This window comes from Paraburkholderia sp. Cpub6 (genome assembly GCF_014201065.1).
GTDB classification, from domain to species: domain Bacteria; phylum Pseudomonadota; class Gammaproteobacteria; order Burkholderiales; family Burkholderiaceae; genus Paraburkholderia; species Paraburkholderia tuberum.
This window is the reverse complement of record NZ_JACHDM010000008.1, coordinates 185848-203273: the sequence shown is the minus strand read 5'-3', so window position 1 is coordinate 203273 and position 17426 is coordinate 185848. Positions and strand designations below refer to the sequence as shown.

Annotated in this window: 19 protein-coding genes and 2 pseudogenes; 4 read left to right on the top strand and 17 right to left on the bottom strand. The window is 61.9% G+C overall.

The features are described from left to right. Nucleotides 1-4: 4 nt before the first annotated feature. A complete protein-coding gene (egtD, locus tag HDG33_RS16930) occupies nt 5-988 on the bottom strand; it encodes an L-histidine N(alpha)-methyltransferase (protein ID WP_184030862.1) in 984 nt (327 codons plus the stop codon). Nucleotides 989-1548: 560 nt separating this feature from the next. Between egtD and rarD the strand changes: the two genes are divergently transcribed. Next, nucleotides 1549-2445: an EamA family transporter RarD gene (gene rarD, locus HDG33_RS16925; RefSeq protein ID WP_184030829.1), complete on the top strand. Its 897-nt coding sequence runs from the start codon at nt 1549-1551 to the stop codon at nt 2443-2445. Between the two features lie 14 nt (nt 2446-2459). On the opposite strand, the gene HDG33_RS16920 is transcribed toward rarD, so the two are convergent. Next, nucleotides 2460-2999, bottom strand: a complete 540-nt coding sequence (locus tag HDG33_RS16920; protein WP_184030817.1) for a DUF962 domain-containing protein — start codon at nt 2997-2999, stop codon at nt 2460-2462. A gap of 100 nt (nt 3000-3099) precedes the next feature. Between HDG33_RS16920 and HDG33_RS16915 the strand changes: the two genes are divergently transcribed. Continuing rightward, the gene (locus tag HDG33_RS16915) at nt 3100-3807 is read left to right on the top strand and encodes a Crp/Fnr family transcriptional regulator (protein ID WP_184030804.1); all 708 of its coding nucleotides are present in this window, start codon (nt 3100-3102) and stop codon (nt 3805-3807) included. Here HDG33_RS16915 and HDG33_RS16910 read toward each other — a convergent pair. The 12 genes from HDG33_RS16910 to HDG33_RS16855 form a co-directional block, all read right to left on the bottom strand. Beyond that, nucleotides 3804-4121 (bottom strand): hypothetical protein, encoded by a 318-nt coding sequence (locus HDG33_RS16910; protein WP_184030791.1) that lies wholly within the window; start codon nt 4119-4121, stop codon nt 3804-3806. The two genes, HDG33_RS16915 and HDG33_RS16910, sit on opposite strands and share 4 nt — an antisense overlap. A 241-nt stretch (nt 4122-4362) precedes the next feature. Continuing rightward, a complete protein-coding gene (locus HDG33_RS16905) occupies nt 4363-4725 on the bottom strand; it encodes a hypothetical protein (protein WP_184030787.1) in 363 nt (120 codons plus the stop codon). 148 nt (nt 4726-4873) lie between these two features. Further along, entirely contained in the window at nt 4874-7078 is a 2205-nt protein-coding gene (locus HDG33_RS16900; RefSeq protein WP_260330444.1) for a bifunctional diguanylate cyclase/phosphodiesterase, read from the bottom strand. Next, nucleotides 7005-7730 (bottom strand): GGDEF domain-containing protein, encoded by a 726-nt coding sequence (locus tag HDG33_RS16895; RefSeq protein WP_184030784.1) that lies wholly within the window; start codon nt 7728-7730, stop codon nt 7005-7007. Before HDG33_RS16895 ends, HDG33_RS16900 begins: the two co-directional genes overlap by 74 nt. A 1-nt stretch (nt 7731) precedes the next feature. Next, on the bottom strand, nt 7732-8127 hold the full coding sequence (locus HDG33_RS16890; RefSeq protein ID WP_090808074.1) for a DUF1987 domain-containing protein: 396 nt from the start codon (nt 8125-8127) through the stop codon (nt 7732-7734). A 19-nt stretch (nt 8128-8146) separates the two neighbouring features. Then, entirely contained in the window at nt 8147-8710 is a 564-nt protein-coding gene (locus HDG33_RS16885) for a SiaB family protein kinase (protein WP_090808073.1), read from the bottom strand. Between the two features lie 12 nt (nt 8711-8722). Then, the gene (locus tag HDG33_RS16880; RefSeq protein WP_184030781.1) at nt 8723-9838 is read right to left on the bottom strand and encodes a SpoIIE family protein phosphatase; all 1116 of its coding nucleotides are present in this window, start codon (nt 9836-9838) and stop codon (nt 8723-8725) included. Nucleotides 9839-10147: 309 nt separating this feature from the next. Next, the gene (locus tag HDG33_RS16875) at nt 10148-10408 is read right to left on the bottom strand and encodes a hypothetical protein (RefSeq protein ID WP_184030758.1); all 261 of its coding nucleotides are present in this window, start codon (nt 10406-10408) and stop codon (nt 10148-10150) included. Further along, entirely contained in the window at nt 10401-11150 is a 750-nt protein-coding gene (locus HDG33_RS16870; protein ID WP_090808067.1) for a DNA/RNA non-specific endonuclease, read from the bottom strand. The genes HDG33_RS16875 and HDG33_RS16870 overlap by 8 nt, the downstream gene beginning before the upstream one ends. A 320-nt stretch (nt 11151-11470) precedes the next feature. Then, nucleotides 11471-11830, bottom strand: a complete 360-nt coding sequence (locus HDG33_RS16865) for a DUF3564 domain-containing protein (protein ID WP_184030754.1) — start codon at nt 11828-11830, stop codon at nt 11471-11473. Between the two features lie 217 nt (nt 11831-12047). Beyond that, a complete protein-coding gene (locus HDG33_RS16860; RefSeq protein ID WP_184030744.1) occupies nt 12048-13760 on the bottom strand; it encodes an acid phosphatase in 1713 nt (570 codons plus the stop codon). Nucleotides 13761-13861: 101 nt separating this feature from the next. Beyond that, on the bottom strand, nt 13862-14158 hold the full coding sequence (locus HDG33_RS16855) for a hypothetical protein (RefSeq protein ID WP_184030734.1): 297 nt from the start codon (nt 14156-14158) through the stop codon (nt 13862-13864). A 230-nt stretch (nt 14159-14388) separates the two neighbouring features. On the opposite strand from HDG33_RS16855, the pseudogene HDG33_RS16850 reads away from it, so the two are divergent. Beyond that, nucleotides 14389-14670 (top strand): annotated as a pseudogene (locus HDG33_RS16850) (IclR family transcriptional regulator C-terminal domain-containing protein); the annotation flags it as partial. A gap of 116 nt (nt 14671-14786) precedes the next feature. After that, nucleotides 14787-14945 (top strand): annotated as a pseudogene (locus HDG33_RS16845) (MFS transporter); the annotation flags it as partial. 95 nt (nt 14946-15040) lie between these two features. Here HDG33_RS16845 and HDG33_RS16840 read toward each other — a convergent pair. From HDG33_RS16840 to HDG33_RS16830, 3 genes are all read right to left on the bottom strand, one after another. Next, complete coding sequence (locus HDG33_RS16840; RefSeq protein ID WP_184030729.1) at nt 15041-15502, bottom strand: GNAT family N-acetyltransferase; 462 nt, start codon at nt 15500-15502, stop codon at nt 15041-15043. Between the two features lie 142 nt (nt 15503-15644). Beyond that, nucleotides 15645-15848 carry a DUF3562 domain-containing protein gene (locus tag HDG33_RS16835; RefSeq protein ID WP_184030727.1) on the bottom strand — a complete coding sequence of 68 codons (204 nt, stop codon included), beginning with the start codon at nt 15846-15848 and terminating at the stop codon, nt 15645-15647. A gap of 235 nt (nt 15849-16083) precedes the next feature. Next, nucleotides 16084-17382 carry a TAXI family TRAP transporter solute-binding subunit gene (locus tag HDG33_RS16830; RefSeq protein WP_184031231.1) on the bottom strand — a complete coding sequence of 433 codons (1299 nt, stop codon included), beginning with the start codon at nt 17380-17382 and terminating at the stop codon, nt 16084-16086. Nucleotides 17383-17426 lie beyond the last annotated feature (44 nt).

The following is a 17426-nucleotide window of genomic DNA, read 5'->3' as shown; positions in this document are numbered from 1 at the left end:
GCGCTTACCGGGCCACCAGCAAACTCTCCGCGAATCCCCACTCATCCTCGATCCATTGATGGCTGCACACGAAGCCGGCGCCATCGACGATCGCGGGCAATTCTTCCGCGCGATACTTGTGGCTGCTTTCGGTCCAGATCGTCTCGCCTTCCGTCAGCGACACCGTCAGCTTTGCGGCGTGCACGTGAGCGGTGATATCGCGCTTCGCGCGCAGATGCATCTCGATGCTGCGCGCGTCCGGATTGAAGCGCGCGACGTGCTCGAACTCATCGAGCGGAAAGTCGCCGTCGAGTTCGCGGTTGATGCGCGCGAGCAGGTTCAGATTGAACGACGCGGTCACGCCGATCGCGTCGTCGTAGGCTGCAACCAGCACCGGCGTCGGTTTGATCAGATCGGTGCCGAGCAGCAGCGCGTCGCCGGGCGCGAGCATGTTGCGGATCTCGCGCAGAAAACGCGTCGCCGCGAGCCTGCCGAAGTTGCCGATCGTGCTGCCGAGAAACAGCACGAGCAAGCGGTCGCCGGGCGCGCGCTGCCGGCTCACTTCGGCGAGACCGGCCAGATAGTCGCGCTCATAACCGACGATCGAAATCCGCTCGATGTCACCGAGTTCGCGCCGGCACAACTGCAAAGCACTGCGCGAAATTTCAATCGGGCAGTAGGAAGTAGGGCGTTTTTTACACAGCGCCTCGAGAATGCGCCGCGTTTTACGGCCGCTGCCGCTGCCGAGTTCGGCGACCGTGACGTCATGCGGCAAATGCTCGACGATGTCGGCCGCGTGCTTCGCGAGCAGACGTTCTTCGGCGCGCGTGACGCCATATTCCGGTAATACCGTAATCACTTCAAAAAGTGCGGAACCGACCTCGTCGTACAGATACTTCGACGGCAGCTCTTTTTGCGGCGTATGGGTGAGGCCGGCGTACACGTCGGCGGCGAAGGCGCGACGCAGTTCGGAAGGCGAGTTGCTAAGCGATAGGGCTGGCTGGGTCATGCTGGCTCCAGTAGTCACATTCGATGAGCGGGATTGCTGCCGGGCGGTGGCATGCGCGATGAAACGCAGTTGAGGCATGCCGTGGGCGGGATGCGCGGGCGGTGATTCGTGGCGGCCTGACAGACTGCGCTCGAGGCTGCATTCGCCGACCCGGCTCGTGGGTGCTGCTGGTTGCGTGCCGCTGTGGACGTCGTTGTCGCGAGTGGTGCGGCCACAGCGTGCAAAACTTGGGTAGCAAGATTCGCGCGAGGCGGGGACGAACCGGAAATGGCTTCGCCGGCCGCGGCGCACAGAGTTATGTTCTAGTGCATCGACACGCGACGCGCACGACTAATTGCAGCCGACTGACGAAAAAGCGCAAGCCCGTTGGCGAATAACCCGTCTAGAATGCCCGTTTTCCTACGGTTTTGCACCGCCGCTTCAGAACAACAACGCAGCGTCTGCCGCTTTGCCCGCGTGGCCGCCTGCTCACGAGACATCATATTCATGACGACAACGAACGCCGCGAGCCTGCGTCGCGCGCCGCAAGCCCACGCGTCACACCGATCCCCGACCGCGCAATGAATCACAACGACTTCAGGCGCGGGATCGCATTGTCGGTCGGCGCGTCGGCGATGTTCGCATTATTGTCCGCTTACGCGACGCTGCTCAAACCGCTGTCGGGCCTCGACATCTTCGCGTGGCGCATCGTGTGGACCGTGCCTGGCGCGCTGCTGCTCGTCGCGGTGCGCAAGCGCCTGCCGATTCTGCGCGCGCTCGTTGTCCAAATGATGACGCAGCCGAAGCTCGGTGCCGCGATGGCCGTGGCTGCGGGCCTGCTCGGCGTACAGCTGTGGCTGTTTCTGTGGGCGCCGCTGCATGGGCGCATGCTCGAAGTGTCGCTCGGCTATTTCCTGCTGCCGCTCGTGATGGTGCTGGTCGGGCGCTTCCACTATCGCGAGCGGCTCGACGCGTTGCAGTGGCTCGCGGTCGCGTGCGCGGCGGTTGGCGTCGCTCACGAACTGTGGGTGACGGGCGCGTTCTCGTGGCCGACGCTCGTCGTCGCGCTCGGTTATCCGCCTTATTTCGTGGTGCGTCGTCAGATCAATCAGGATTCGCTCGCGATGTTCACCGTCGAAATGGCGTTGCTGCTGCCGGTGGCCGCCGTGTGCATTCTCAGCGGCGGCTCGCTGCAAGCGATCGCCGGCCGCGCCGAAATGTGGTGTCTGCTATTGCCGGGACTCGGTGCGTTGAGCACGCTCGCGCTCGCTTCGTATCTGAAGGCGAGCCGACTGCTGCCGGTCGCGTTGTTCGGCATTCTCGGCTACGTCGAGCCGGTGCTGCTCGTGTTCGTATCGATCACGCTGCTGCGCGAAACGCTGAGCGTCGCGCAACTCGCGACCTATGTGCCGATCTGGATCGCCGTCGCGCTAACCGCGCTGCACAGCGTGCGCTTCGTTCGGTTCGCGTCGAACTGAACTACGGCGCTCGCTCAGCGATGCGCGTCGGGCCGCTGCGGATCGATGCGCGTCGGGCCTACCTCAGCCTCGATCGCATCGCGCAGTTCGGGGCGCCAGCCGACACCGAACAGCGCTTCGGCGAGCACGAATAGCGGGCCGATCAACAGGCCGATCACGTCGTCGACGAATGCCGGCTTGCGATGCTCGTAGGCCACGTGGCCGACGAACTGGAACACCCAGCCGACCACGAACAGCCCAATGCCGGTCGCGAGCCACACGAGCGTCGTTTGCGCGGCGATCCACTCGCCGAACGCGACGCAGAGCGCCGAGACGCAGGCCATCAGCACGCCGAGCGGCACGTCGAGCGCGAGGTAGTAGACGGTCGCCGCCACGAACAGCAGCCACGCCGGCGACAACGTGACCGGGAATATCCCGGCGCCAAACGACGGGCGGCTCAGCAACACCGCGAGCGCGAGCACGATCATCGGAATGCCGACGAAGTGCGTGGCGATATTGCGCCGGTCGCGATGGTAGGCCGCGTATTGCGTCAGTTGCTGCGTCAGCGTTCTCATCAGGGCTGCTCCTGTGTCAAAGTCAGCATAATCGCGGGCAGCGGATTTTCAAACCATCGGGTAGCCGACAATCAGCAACGACCGTCCACGGATACCGTCCATGACAGAGCGTCATTCATCGAAGGAGCTTGCCGGGCTGCTCGAACGCAGCGCGTGGTTTCGCGCCGCGCCAGCCGGGCTGCGGGTGCAATTGCTCGACGCGGGGCGCGTCGAATCTCTCGCGGCAGGTCAGCGGCTTTTCACGCGCGGCGCTGCCGACGACGGCCTGTACTGCGTGCTCGACGGCCTCGTCAGAATCGGCGCGGCGAGTTCGACCGGCAAGGAAGCGTTGCTCGCGGTGATCGAGCCGGTGAACTGGTTTGGCGAGATCACGCTGTTCGACGATCGATCGCGCACCCACGACGCCTATGCCGAACGCGATACCGCGCTGTTTCATGTGCCGCGCGCGGCGCTCGCCGCGTTGCTCGAGCGCACGCCGGCTTACTGGCATGCGTTCGGTCTGCTGCTCGCGCACAAGCTGCGTCTGGCGTTCGAGGCGATCGAGGAAGCCGCGCTATTGCCGGCCGCACCGCGTGTCGCGCGGCGCCTGTTGCTGATGGCGGGCGGCTATGGCGAACCCGGCGCATTGCGCAACGTGCTGAAGGTCCCGCAGGAAGACCTGGCGATGATGCTCGCGTTGTCGCGGCAGACGATCAATCAGGTGCTCAAGCACTTCGAGACGCAGGGCGCGTTGAAGCTGCGCTATGCGGAGATCGAAATCGTCGATGCCGACAAGCTGCGTAAACAGGCTTTCGTCGAGCGCATTTAACGCGCGCTCGGGTGGCTGACGCGACGTTTCAATGGACCGATCGTCGCGGCGGGCAACGTGGTGAGCAGCATGTGCAACGTGAAGTGGAGATCTTCGCACGCGATGTCGAGTAGCACGCGGTCTTCTTCGCGCACGGTTTCCGTGTTGATTACATAGACGCCGAGCGGCGAATGAAGCAGTGCTCGCAAGTGAGGGTGCGGCAGCGTCACGAGTAGAGCCGCGCGCGCCGACGGAAACGGAATGACGTTGCTGTGTTGAACCTGCTTGCTGGCAGGTTGCGGCGAGAGCTTGTCGAGCGATTGGGTAAGAGCCATGTGATGCGGCGTTCGTGCGACGCGATGGTGAATTGGAACAATTCGAGAGTAGTCGTCCGCGAGTAAAGACGGTGCAAAAATTCGCGCGTTTGTCAGCAAAAAGATACGACGGGGAATGACACGCGGCATAAAAAAAGGCGAGTCATAAGACTCGCCCTCCCTGAACGGCACAGTCCGGCTTCGATCAACTTCTATTTGAACAGCACCTGCATGGCCGGTCAGCGCCGAAACCGATCACGTGTTATTGCGTTTTGGTCGTGTCGGCTTGTGCGCCGTCGGCTTTCGCCGGGGCAGTGCTGGCCTCTTTCGCACTCTCCGTTTTAGTCTTCGCTGCGCTCGTTTCGACGGCATTTTTGGCCGTGGACTTGTGGGCCTTCTTCATATGGGTGGAAGTCTTTTTCACGTGCTTTTGCGTAGCGGCTTCGGCAGGCGCCTTCGTTGCGGTTGCGCCGGCTTGTACCGCGGTGCTTGCCTTCAGATTCGCCTGGCCGGTGGCTGGCAACTGCGTGGTTTGCGCGGGTTGTGCGGCAGACGGTGCGGCCGTTTGAGCAAAGGCGGTCGACACGAGCAGTGCGGAAGCAACAGCGGCGAAAAGCGTCTTCATGATGTGACTCCAGGTTGAATCGGTGGATTCGTTTGTCGCGGCTGAATCATTTCAGCGCTGCCGGTTTAACGTAGGGCGGAATACAGGAGTTGACGCCGCGCTGGTGACAAAACGTAAGTAGTGCGTCAGCGCGGATACATGTTGCGACTCACAAAGCGAATCCCCGGAAAGACGCCACGCTCAATGAAGACGCGACCGCGGTCTTGCCGAGCAATTGCGCTAAAGCCTCCGGCGAGACCGCTGGGCTAAACAGGAAACCCTGGGCCACCGTGCATCCGTGACGGACCAGAAACTCGCGCTGGACATCGAGCTCGACCCCTTCAGCGACGACATCGAAGCTCAGCGTTTCAGCAATCGCGATGATGGCAAGCGACAGAGCTTCGAGTTCCTTGTCTCTGCCGATTTCGCAAACGAAGGCGCGATCGATCTTGATGCGGTCGACGCTAAAGCGTTTCAGATAGCTGAGGCTCGAATAACCCGTGCCGAAGTCGTCGATAGCGATGGACACACCGAGTTCGCGCAGTTCGCGAAAAGCCCGTTGCGCTTCTTCAGCGTTGCGCATCAACGTGCCCTCGGTGACTTCGAGCTCCAGCAGTTCGGCGGGCCAATGGGCATCGTCGAGTGCCGAGCGCACTACGCCTGGAAGGTCCGCCCGTTCGAGTTGAAGTGGCGAAACATTGACCGATATGCGCACGGGCGGAAGCCCCGAGCGTACCCATGCGCTCGCCTGCAGACACGCCTGCCGCAATACCCACGTGCCGATGCTCTGGATCAGACCGGTTTCTTCGGCAAGCGGGATGAAGACGGCCGGCGAGACTTCACCGAGTTCGTCGTCATGCCACCGCAAAAGTGCCTCGGCACCGACGATGCATCCGGTTTTCATGTCGATTTGCGGCTGATACGCCAGATACAATTCATTGGCTTTCGCCGCGCGCCGCAGTCGCGTCGTGAGCCGCAACTTCTCGGCGGCCGCCCGGCTCAGCTCCGGTTCGTAGAATTGATAGCCGTTTCTCCCGCGCGATTTCGCCACGTACAACGCGGCATCGGCATTTCGCGTGAGCAGTTCCGGCTGGGCGCCGTCTTGTGGAAAAGTACTGACGCCGATGCTTGCTTCGAGATAAAGCTCGTGCTCGCCGATGCGATACGGCTCGCTCATCTCGTGAATCAGCGTGTCCAGCATTTCGGTGAGTTCCTTCGCGTCGGCCCGTTCCGCGACGATGACGAATTCATCGCCCCCGTAACGCGCGACGAAATCCGTCGCGCGCAGCAGACGCTGAAGCCTTCGCGCCACGGCCTGTAGCAGCAAATCGCCAATGCGGTGTCCGAGCGAATCGTTGACGTCCTTGAAACGATCGAGATCGAGGAACAGGACGGAAACGTTCTGATCTGTCGCTGCCGCGCGGACGAGCGACTCTGAAAGATGTTCCCCGAGCAGCACCCGGTTCGGCAGATCGGTCAGTGCGTCATACCTGGCTTGATGCTCGAGTCTTGTGAGCGAACGACGAAGATGCGCTCCGATGCGCCCGTTCCAGTGAATCAGCGAAAGCAGCAACAAGGCCGAAGCGACGCCGCAGCTCAACAGCATGCGCGTAAACCACTTCCCATCCAACGAGGATTTGCTGACGACTAAAGCGACCTTGGCGTCGGCCGCGAGTCGTACGTCGACGACCCGCTCGAGAACGCTATAGAAATAGGCGTCGATTTCTTCGAGTCTGGGGTCGCCCACTGCCACACTGCCGGGATGTTCCGCGATCTTGCGCGCAAGACCAAAGCTCAGCTCGCTAAGTCTGCCGATCATGTCGTCCAGATCCGACAGCCTCGATATGCATTCCTGATTCTCGCTGCAGCTCTCGCGCGCGTCGCGCGTCAACGCGAGCAGTTCCAGCATCGGAAAGCTATAAGCGGCGCGCTTGTAAAGCGGCACCGTTGCGATCGAGGTGTAGAGCGTCGCATGCTCATCGAGCATGACTTGCTGAACCCGGTCGAGGTCATGGCGCAGCCGCCCGGAAGCCTGGATCGTCCGAAGCGAACTGTCCTGCTCGCTGCTCTGGCGGATTGCGAGGAAGGTGCTCGTCGCAATGACAGCGAGAATGGCAAGTACGGCTATGACAGTACCGGCTTTGCGCGTTGCTTCCTGTCCCAAGGCCCTTCCCTTTCCGTCAACCCGGCGCGGGCGAACACCGACCCGCCTGGATAGTGAATGTTTAGGTGGCTGCATGACTTGCCTTTGGGCGCTCCGGATCTGCCTGTAACGGCGCGCGATGGGTCTGCTTATCAGCCTATCGATCGGCAAATTCCACGCGGTTGCGCCCGCTTCGCTTGGCGCGGTACAGAGCCGCATCGGCGAGGCCATATGCGGTGTCGAAACAGGTTCCGACCTCGTTGATGCTGACGCCAAAGCTGGCCGTGATGCGGCGCTCGACGGGTGGAACGACCAGCGAGTCACCGATGGCTTCTCGCATGCGCTCGGCAAGAATGGCAGCGCTGGCCGGTTCATGACCGGGCAGCAGGACGGTGAACTCCTCACCGCCCACTCGCCCGATGAAGCCTTGTTCCCCGACGATTCTGCGCAGACAATCGACGACCCCCGAAATGACCGCGTCTCCGGTGGGGTGGCCGTAGTCGTCGTTGATCCGCTTGAATTCGTCGATGTCGAGGATGATCATCACCGCGCTGCTGATGCGCAAGACCTTGGTGGTCCGTTCGATCACGGCGCTGCGGTTCAGTACGCCCGTCAACGCGTCGTGCGATGCGCGATACGCCAACTGCTGGGCCAGCGCCTGCATCTCGCGTTCGGCCCGGTCGCTGCGGCCGATCAGGCGCCGTGTCTCGCGCATCAGGCGCTGGAAGTGCTCGATCAGTTCGCCCAACGACTGGCGATACTCCGCGGGGTCCGCATCGATGATCGAATGCATGGCCCGAGCCTTTGCCAGCGCGGTGCTCTCGTTCTGGAACAGATCGGGTGCGCCGCCCGAGGACACGTCAAGGGAAGAGGTCGAACGCACTTTACTTTCCCTGCTGCGCAATGGGACGATCGGTGAACTCGATCGCGCGGAAATCGGCTTTCAGTTCTTCGCCGAATTCGGCAATGGTCTCGTCTTCCTCGTCGCGATACCAGTTCATCGACACGCGGCTTCCCGATTCTGCCGCCTGATCGAGCGCGTCGAAGATGCTGAACAGCATTTTGGTACTCGAGCTATTGAAGTACGTCAGCGCGACGTCGATGGTGATCTCGGCCCCGGCGTTCGCGGCGAGGTATTTGCGCATCTGCTCGATGATCGGCGCGTAAAAGGCGGCTGCGTTTTCGGGGTAAGACTCTCCCCTGATCGACAACGCGTGCTGGTCGAAGCGAAAATCGACTTCGGGCGACGTCGTCGTCGCGGGGATGTGTAGGTTTTCCATTGTTCGTGTGCCTTCCTGCTCAGATGATGGCCATGAGGCAAAACAGCGTGGTGCCCGGTTCGTCGGCACGCGGATGAAAAGCGAATTCAAGCGGCGCGCTCGCATCGCGCGCCATCGTCAGGAAGCCGAGCCCGGCGCCCTTGCTGTCTTTCGGCGCATCGGTGCGCAATGAAACCTTGTACGCTTGCTTGATTTCTTCGAGTGACATGTTGCGCAGAGGCTCCAACCTGCTTCGCAGGTCCTCGACTTCGGCGGTCGCGATGGGATTGACGCACAACATTACGTGATGTTCGCCGTGCCTGGAGATGCACACCGCGCCCTCGCGTATCTCGCCTGCCCGTTCGCCACCGGGCTCCAGCGCGTTCGACGAGTAATGAACGATGTTCTGTGCCAGCTCGATAAAGGACGAGAAGAGTTTGCGGCGAGTAGGACCGCTGACGCCGGCGACTTCGAGCTGCAGTTTCACGACTTCGCCCATCGACGCGACGATGTTATGGGAGAAGTAGCCCTTGTGATAGAAGAGCACGTTGCGCCGCTGCGCGAGTTCGAAAAAGGCGCTGTCTTGTTCTAGTAGTTGGGACATTCTGGGAGTTCGCTAAATGCGGGCACAGAAAAGCGTGACGTCGTCACGGCGCGGTTGCTTGCCTTGCCACTCCGCGAGCGCGAGCCGGACGCGCTCGCAAATCGTCGCCGGAGTTTCGGCGCGGTTTTCGAGTATCAGGTCGAGCGCACGGCGCCGGCCGAAAGAAATGTTGCGCGGGCCGCCGATCTGATCGGCGAGGCCGTCGGTATAGATGAACAGCAGGCTGCCCGCCGTGATCGGAATCGAGCGCAAGCTCCACGCATAGTCGGCGCGACTGTCCACATAACCGACACCCATGCGGTCGGCGCCAATCGTTTCGAACTCCGCGGCATCGGGTGACAGGATGTGCAGAGCGATCCTCGCGCCGGCAAAATGCAGCACGCTCTCCGTGGCGTCGAACCAGAAGAGTGCGGTATCCAGACCGTCGTTGGATTGGGTTCCTTCGTCGGCACTGTTCACTTGCCCAAGCAAGCCCTTGACGTTTTGATTGACGGCCGCCAGTAGCGCGGCGGGATCGCGCGGACCGATCTGTTCGAGCGCCTTCGACAGTGACGCCGAAGCAAGCAAGGTCATGAAGGCGCCCGGTACGCCATGTCCGGTGCAATCGGCAACAGCGCCAAACCAGCCGTTCGGAAAGGCCGCGAAATGATAGAAGTCGCCGCCGACGACGTCGCGAGGTTCCCAGACCATCGCCGCGTCGCGCAGCTTCATCGACAGGGTCTCGCTGGAAGCACGCAACATGGCGCGCTGTATCACGCTGGCGTACTCGATACTCTGCATGATCTGGCGGTTCTTCTCCGCCTGCATTTCCGCGACCGCACTGATAAGCTGCAGACCACTGCCGAGACCCGAGAAGAGTCCGTCACGTGTCACGATGAAACCATCGACCAGCGCTTTTTCTCCCGCCTCGACGGTCCTGAACGTCAGCGCTTCGATGCTCACGTCGGCGTCGACGATGAGCGGTTCCTTGTCCATGAACGCGATGCAACTCTTCTTGTCGTAAAGCTCTCGATGGAACGGCTTGCTCATTTGCGACATGAAGATATCGCGGTTGATCAGGCCGATGGGACGGTGGTCGTCGATGACAGCGAGACTCTGCATGTCGCGCCGCGCCGAGAAGATCTCCATGACCACGGAGTTGGGATCTTCAACGTCTACGGATGGAACTTCCTGGCACAAGTCTCCGGCAGTGCGCGGATTACCCTGTGCGGAAGAACGGCGAAATCTCGAGAACGCAGCATGCATGGCGACGCCAGTCGATGTGTGAAGAAACCTCGCACGCTAAGGTTTCTCTATGTACATTATGTGACAGAGGGGAGGCGATCCGCTCTATTGGCGCGAGATTAGAAAACTAGCGGTCACGCAAAGGTTTGCGTGACCGACATCAGTAAAAATTTCGATCTGCGAGGTTGCGCAAATGCAACGCCGCCGAATCCGTCATTGAAACGGGTTCTGCGCGATACCCGGTTTAGCATCCGGCTCGTCCTGCACCTTTGCCGGTAAATCCTTCTGCGCCTGCAGGCTCGCGACGATCGCATCGAGCGCTTCCTTCAACGCGAGCGCCGCCTTCAGTCCGCGTTGATCGCGCGTCAATTCGAGCGTGCCGTTCAGCACGACACGCGTCGTGCCATTGCTGAGCGTGAGCGCATCGCCTTGAATGTTGAGCACGTCGTCATCGTTCGAATAGGGCTTAAACACCTTTCAGTCCTCCTGGCCGCTGGTCCTTGAGGTTGTCCGGAATGCCCGGAAAGCGGATGCCCGACATCGCTTCGAGTTCGTGAATCGTGCGGATGTCGTAGCGGTTGGTCGCTACATTATCAACCACGACTGCGAAGGCCAGTTGACGCGACGGCACGTAGACGACCTTGTACAACTGGGTGGGCACGAACACGCGCGTCGGTCCGATCGTCTGCAATTGCTGGCCGGTGAACAGCGGTCCGGTGACGACGTACGTGTCGTCGTAGGCGAGTGCGATCTTGCGCACGGCGGTTTCGATGCGTGCCCACAATCGTTGGTTATTCTGACGATTTTGCGGCACGATGTTCGCGAGCGAGAACGATTGCGCCATCGCCTCGTCGTTCCACCTATTACCCGCCGGACTCATATGACCGCGATCGAAGCCGCTGCGTTTGTAGTCGGCGAGTGTCGCGCCTTCGCCTTCGGGCAGACGCGCGTCTTCGAAGAACTTGTTGGTGCGCACCATGTCCTTCGCTTCTTCGATGTGCTCACGCGTCAGATGCTCGGCAGACCACAGCGGACCGTGCGTGATACCCGAATGCAGCACCGCGAAATCGCTATAACAAAGCAGGCGCGTTTTCGGCGCCATCTTCTGATTGGTGAGGACGGGCCATTGCGCATTCGGCGTGAATCCGGTGCAGGAAGGCGCCGCGCTCGCATGAGCGGCGACGGCGAGTAACAGACAGGCAAGCCACTTCTTCATGGGTCGGTGGTTCGATGAACGGGGACGCAAGTATAGCGTCGTGGCCCGCATCGAGCGACTGCACAATGCGAATCGAAGGAAGGGAATTGGAAACGGCAGAGGCGGCGTGCGCCGGACAAAAAAGTGGGCCGCTTTGCAGCGACCCGAATGCGTGGAGTTCCGAATCTACGCACGCAATCTTAAGAAGGTCTTAAGGCTTGCGAGATCGCGGCACGTTATGTTCGATTGCGCACGAACAGATTTACGCGTACGAACAGTGCTCGTGCAATGAGCCGGAAGTTTCGACCGGAAAAGAGAAGCGCGACGAATCGCGCCAGAACTTAATTACCGAACACGCTGTTTTCAGCGTGCACTTTTTGACGATCCACCGCCTGCAAACGCCAGTAGCCGCTAGTCGCCTTGCGTGTTTGCAGCGCGGTCCATGCAGCGGCGCCTTGCGCGGCGCTCACTCGCTCCTTGCGATCGACGTGCAGACCGCGCAACGTACAAAGCGGCGCGTCGGCGCTCGGTGCGCACAGCGTGGTCACGCCGTTTTCGTCGCGCAGTTCGCCCCATGGGGGCAGGTCGATCCCTTGATGCGCTTCTCTCGACCACCGATGTTCATCGGTATCGAGCCAGAGCACAGCGTAATCATGGCTTACGGTGGGATCGGAACCGTTAATCAGGATGGTCAGTCGCATATCAGTTCCGTTCATAAATTGCGAAGCGCTTTATCAGTCTAGGCGGCGCGGCGCTTTATGCAAGACAAAGGCATGACGTGCGAATGGAAAATCAAGTCGCCAAAAGGTGTGGCGAGGTACGGTGAATCCTTACTGCGCCGCGGCGTACGCGATATGCATGCAGTAACGGCCACATGCAGACCGCGAGCCGCGACAAATCAACGCAGCCGAGAGGCGCTCAAGCGAGATCGAGCGAAGCGGTCAGATCGCCGAGCGGCGCGAGTCCGTTGCTTGCGAATGCCTTGTCGCGCGCGACCACGCCATCGAGTGGCGCGAGTCCATGCACACGGTTAATGAAACGCAGAATCGAGTTCGTGTCGTACACCGTGTGATCGACATAAGCCTTCTTCGCCAGCGGCGAGATCACGAGCGCGGGAACGCGCGAACCCGGACCCCAGCGATCGCCGATCGGCGGCGCGACGTGGTCCCACCAACCGCCGTTCTCGTCGACGGTGACGATCACGACCGTGTTCTGCCATTGCGGGCCGCGCTGGATGTGCTCGATCAGCGTCGCGATGTGACGGTCGCCCGAGGCGACGTCCGCATAGCCCGCGTGCATGTTCAGGTCGCCCTGCGGTTTATAGAACGTCACGGTCGGCAAACGTCCCGCGTCGATGTCGGCAATCAGGCGATTGGTCGACGCGTCGTTACCCATGCCGCCGTCGCGCAGATAGCGGCGGCGCGCGGCGGTGCCCGGCGCGTAATTGGCGAAGTAGTTAAACGGCTGATGGTGGTACTGGAAGTCGGGCATCGACCCCGTATCGCGATGATCGAGCGCGAATTGCCACGCGCCGCTGTACCACGCCCAGTCGATGCCCCTGCCGGTCAGCCGGTCGCCGATCGTCGCGTAATTCTGCGGCGGCATCACCCGCGGGTTCGACGGATCCGCGAAAGCCGGGTCGCCGCCTTCGGCCGGACGCACGCTGCTCGGCTGATACGGCGGCGCCATCGTGTTGACTGCGTAGCCGTCGGCGGTGAAAGCGCCGTCATTGACGAACTTCGGCGGACCGTCGAGCGCCGACGCGGGCGAATTGGGCGCGAGCTTCAAACGGGTGCCGGTCGGATCGTCGCCTTCCACGACCGACACCATCTTCTTCGCCGGACTGTTGTGGATGTCCGGATAGTAGGGCGCCTGCGCCGAGATCAGGAAGATATGGTTCAGCCACGAGCCGCCGAAGGCGGCCATGAAGAAGTTGTCGCACAGCGTGTACTGCTGCGCGAGATTCCACAGACGCAGCGTGTCGGCGGAATTGCGGTAGTGCCCCATCACAAGGCCGCCGGAATCGCCCCACGCGGCGAACTGGTTGTTGCGCCCCGCGTTGATCTGCATCTGGTTCTGATAGAAGCGATGGATGAGGTCGCGCGTGATCACGCCGGTCGGCAGCGGCGCGCCGTGCGCATCGACGATGCGGAACGGCCGGTTGGGCAGATGATCGAGATCCTTTTCGCCGATCATGTAGCGCTTGCCGTCCACTTCCTGCGCCTGCGGCACGAGCCCGCCCCAGATGGCCGGCAGCCGCGGCAGCGGCGTCTTGCCATCGCGGTCGAGCTGGACGTATTGCTCGGCGGTGACCGCGTCGAGCGGATGCTGGACGCCCGGGTAGTTGCTGTACAGGTTCGCGAAGCTGCGATTCTCCGCGTAGATCACCACGATGTTCTTCACCTGATCGTGCAGCGCGGCGTCGAGCCGCAAGTCGGCGGCGCTGCGCGGCGGCCCGTTGCCTGCGAGTCCCTCGCCTGTTTTGCAGCCGGTCAGCGCAAGGCCGAGGCCGACCGCCGCGAGACCGGTCAGTACGCGCCGGCGTTCGGGATCGTCGGGGGCGTCGTTGGTGTTATCGATTGAATCGGGGTTGTCCAGTTTCGGCGGCAGGTGAGGATCGTGGTCGGTCATCGGTGAGTTCCGAAGGAGACGTGACGGTCGCATCGGCGCCGCTCGAAGCGGCGCGCGCGACACCGGTTACGGGTCCGCCGAGGGCGGCAGGCCTCGCAGCTTTACGGCAGCCGACGCTTGACGCGCCAACTGTGATGCGTGGCATCGACGGCCAATAGTAGCCAGTGCCGTGCGTCGATCGGATGACGTTTTTGCGTCGCATAACGGTCGACGGTCAATTCGAGTTCGTCATGTGCGCGCCGATGGCAGGTGGCGTGCGCACCGGAACCGTCCGCGAATTCGACGCGCGCCTCGGCGACGTTTGACGCGCAGGCCGGCTCGGGAAGATTCGCGATGCGCACCGCGCAGCCCGGATAAAGATGCGAGTCGGCAACCTGAATCTGGACCGCGTTGGACATGACGTGGCCTCCTACGCTTGGGCGGCGCGAGCGAGCGGCTGGAATACACCGCGCCGCCGGACCGGATCAAAGCATAGCACCGCGCATGGCCGATTCGCCGCATGCTTCGCGCTATCAACCTGAATTGAACCCGATGAACCGCATAGAGACGGCAGCCACGATGGCAAAAGAAGAGCAGACAGGAGTGGGACGCAGGCAGGCCAAACCGCGTGCGGCAGTGTATGAACGGTGCGCGCGAGAGCGCGGCGCTTGGCTATGCGGTCAGCGAGGTGTCGTTCGAGCGGGGGATTGCGGTGCTGAGCGCGCCGGTGCGTGACCAGAGCGGTAAGATCGCCGCCGTGTTGACGGTGACAATCCCGCGTTCGGATATCGGCGAGACCGCCGAGCGCGAGCCGTTGATCATCGCCGTATGCCAGGCGGCGCTGGAGCTGTCCGAGCGCCTGGGCTATCGCCCGAGGCAGGACGATCCGACCGCGATGCAGGCGCGCCGCAGATCGGTTGCCGCGCATTGAGTGCGCGCTGACTTCACGGCGCAACTACTTCAAATACTTATTTCATATCTGTCGGCGAGTCCTGCTGCATTGCACAGCCGGACTCGCCGTGTCACGTCGTCAAAATCATCAGAACGGCGATCTTCGCGCCGGCGATAGTGTCGAAGACGATGATCGGCGGCAAGCTGGAAGTGGCGTTCTATATCCTCGCCGCCGTGCCGTTCCTGGCGGCGGTCGCGGTGCACTTCCTCGGTATCGAAACCAAGGGCAAGGTGCTGGAGCAGCTCGATGCCTGACCGGGACTGCGTAATGACCGCTTGAGCAGTAAAACGAAAGGCGCACCGGGTGGTGCGCCTTTCGTCTTTGATGAGCCTTGATGAAGCGCCGAGCGCTAAAGCGCTTTGCGATAAACCACGAAGCCGGACTTATCCGCGACCTTGTCATAGAGCTGCATCGCGGTGTGATTCGTCTCGTGCGTCTGCCAGTAGACGCGTTGCGCACCGTCGGCTTTTGCCCGCGCATAGACGCCCTCGATCAGCGCACGGCCGACACCCTTGCCGCGCTCGCTATCGAGCGTGTACAGGTCCTGCAGATAGCAGATCGGCCCCGCCATCGTCGTATGACGGTGATAGAGAAAATGCACGATGCCCTGCAATTGGCCGGCGCGTTCCGCGACGAATGCATGCATCGGCTCGTAGCCATCGAAAAAGCGATTCCACGTGATTTGCGTGATCTCGCGCGGCAACGCGGTCTCGCCCGAGCGGCCATAAAACGCGTTGTAGGCGTCCCATAGCGGGAGCCATGCATCGAAATCGTCACGGGTGACGGCGCGAATCTGCAGCGGGGCGGACATGTGGACGGCTCCTTTGAAAAGCTGTGGAACCGCCAGCATAAAAAATTTGCGACGCGATTGTTAGCTCCACCATGCTCGCAAAATCTGGAGCCACGACGCGTGCGACAGCGCGGTGAGCCGATGCATCACCGCATGCCGCGAGTCAGTGCTCGCGATGTTGCTTGTGACGCAACTCGTTGCGGACCTTCTTCGCGGCGAACAGCGGCACGTAGTCGAACACGCGCGCCTCGTTCCGGAATTCGGCGAGCGTATCGGCATACATGCGCGACACCGTTTCTGCCGGCGTGTCGGTTTCCTCGGCGATGCTTCGGACCACTTCGTCTACATTCGGCTCAGGCTGGGACATGGTCTCTCTCCGGGTAGGACGGCAGGCTGGATGGACGGTACGCGGACGGTAGGAGTCCATTACAGGATGCGAATCGCGAGCGCGCCAATTGAATCGACCTATCGTTCGACTGATTCCACAGAGATTATTTTCTTGCGCTGCGGCAAGCGCCCATGCGGTGAGGCCGTGCGGAAAATCAACTGGCTGCGCGGTGGTGAATACCCGGGAAACGCACAGGGCTAAGCGACCGCCGTCTCTACCTCTGCACTTTCTGCGCTACATGCGCGATCCGGTCGCGCACGACGCCGATCGCCTGCTTCAGCGCGTAAACATCCTGAAAGTAGCGGTACGGAATTCGGATCTGACTAGCGTTCGCGTCGATGTTTTCAATCTCCTCACTCCATTGCGCGATCTGCGCGCGAGACGGCTCGGCGTTCCTCCACACTTCGTCCTCGAGCGCCTTGATCGCGCGGTACCACACGAACAGGCGTTTCTTCATCCGCGCTTCGAGCATGCGCGGCAGCGCCTGCGCGAGGCCGATCAGCAGCGCGAGGAACGGCACCAGAATCAGCAGCCGCCGTTCGATCAGACTCGCGAGCCAGAACGGCAGGTAGCGATACAGAAACGGCCGGCCCGATTTGAAGTACCGCACGCTTTCGTCGGAGATCGGGAATTCTTCGGTGTTCAGGTTGGGGAACGTGCCGAGCGGCGTGAAGTAGTCCTCGCCGCCGTGCACCGTGCGCGCCGCGTCGAGCAGCAGATAGACGAGCGCCGGATGCAGCGTGTCCTTCGACACGAGCAGCGCCGTCGCCGCGAGCAGCGTGACGTCGCTGCGCGGCAGATCGTCGGCGACGCTCGTCGAGGCACGCGGCAAGATGATCTTCGACAGCGATGGGAATTTTTGCACCAGTGCGTCGGCCTGCGCGAAGCTCATCAGCTTCAGGTTGCTGGTGAGCAGCGTGTGCTGCATGTCGGCGTCGGGCCGGCCAATGAAGAACGCCGCGTCGACCTGACCGCTTTCGAGCCCCTGGTATGCGGCGTTCGCGTCCATCTGCAGCAGCGTCGAGTTCTGACTCGTGACGCCGCTATAGCCGAGCAGCACCTGCGAGACGTTGAGCAACCCGCTGCCTGGCACGCCCATCGAAATGCGCTTGCCTCGCAGTTGCGACAGCCGGTCGATCGTCGCATCGCCGCGATAGAACACCCAGATCGGCTCGTACGACACGGCGGCGATGGTTTGCAGATTGTCGGTGTCATTCGGACTGGTCGTGCCCGACTGGATGAAGCCGACCTGATACACGCTGTCCGGGTCCGCGAGCCGCTGGTAGTTTTCGACCGAGCCCGACGAGCTACGGATGTCGAGCTTGATGCCTTCGCGCTTGAGCAGCGGCGCGTAGCGATCGGCGAAGCCGCGATAGATGCCGCCGTCCGCACCGGTGGTGATGACGATCGTGCGCTGGAACGCGGGCTCGAGCACGAGCGCGAGCATCCAGCCGAATGCGGCGATGAGCACGATCGCGCCGACGATCAGAAGACGCCGCCGCCGCCGCGTCATCGGGGTTGTCGGGCTGCGGGACAGCGCGGGGTCTGGTCTCGGCA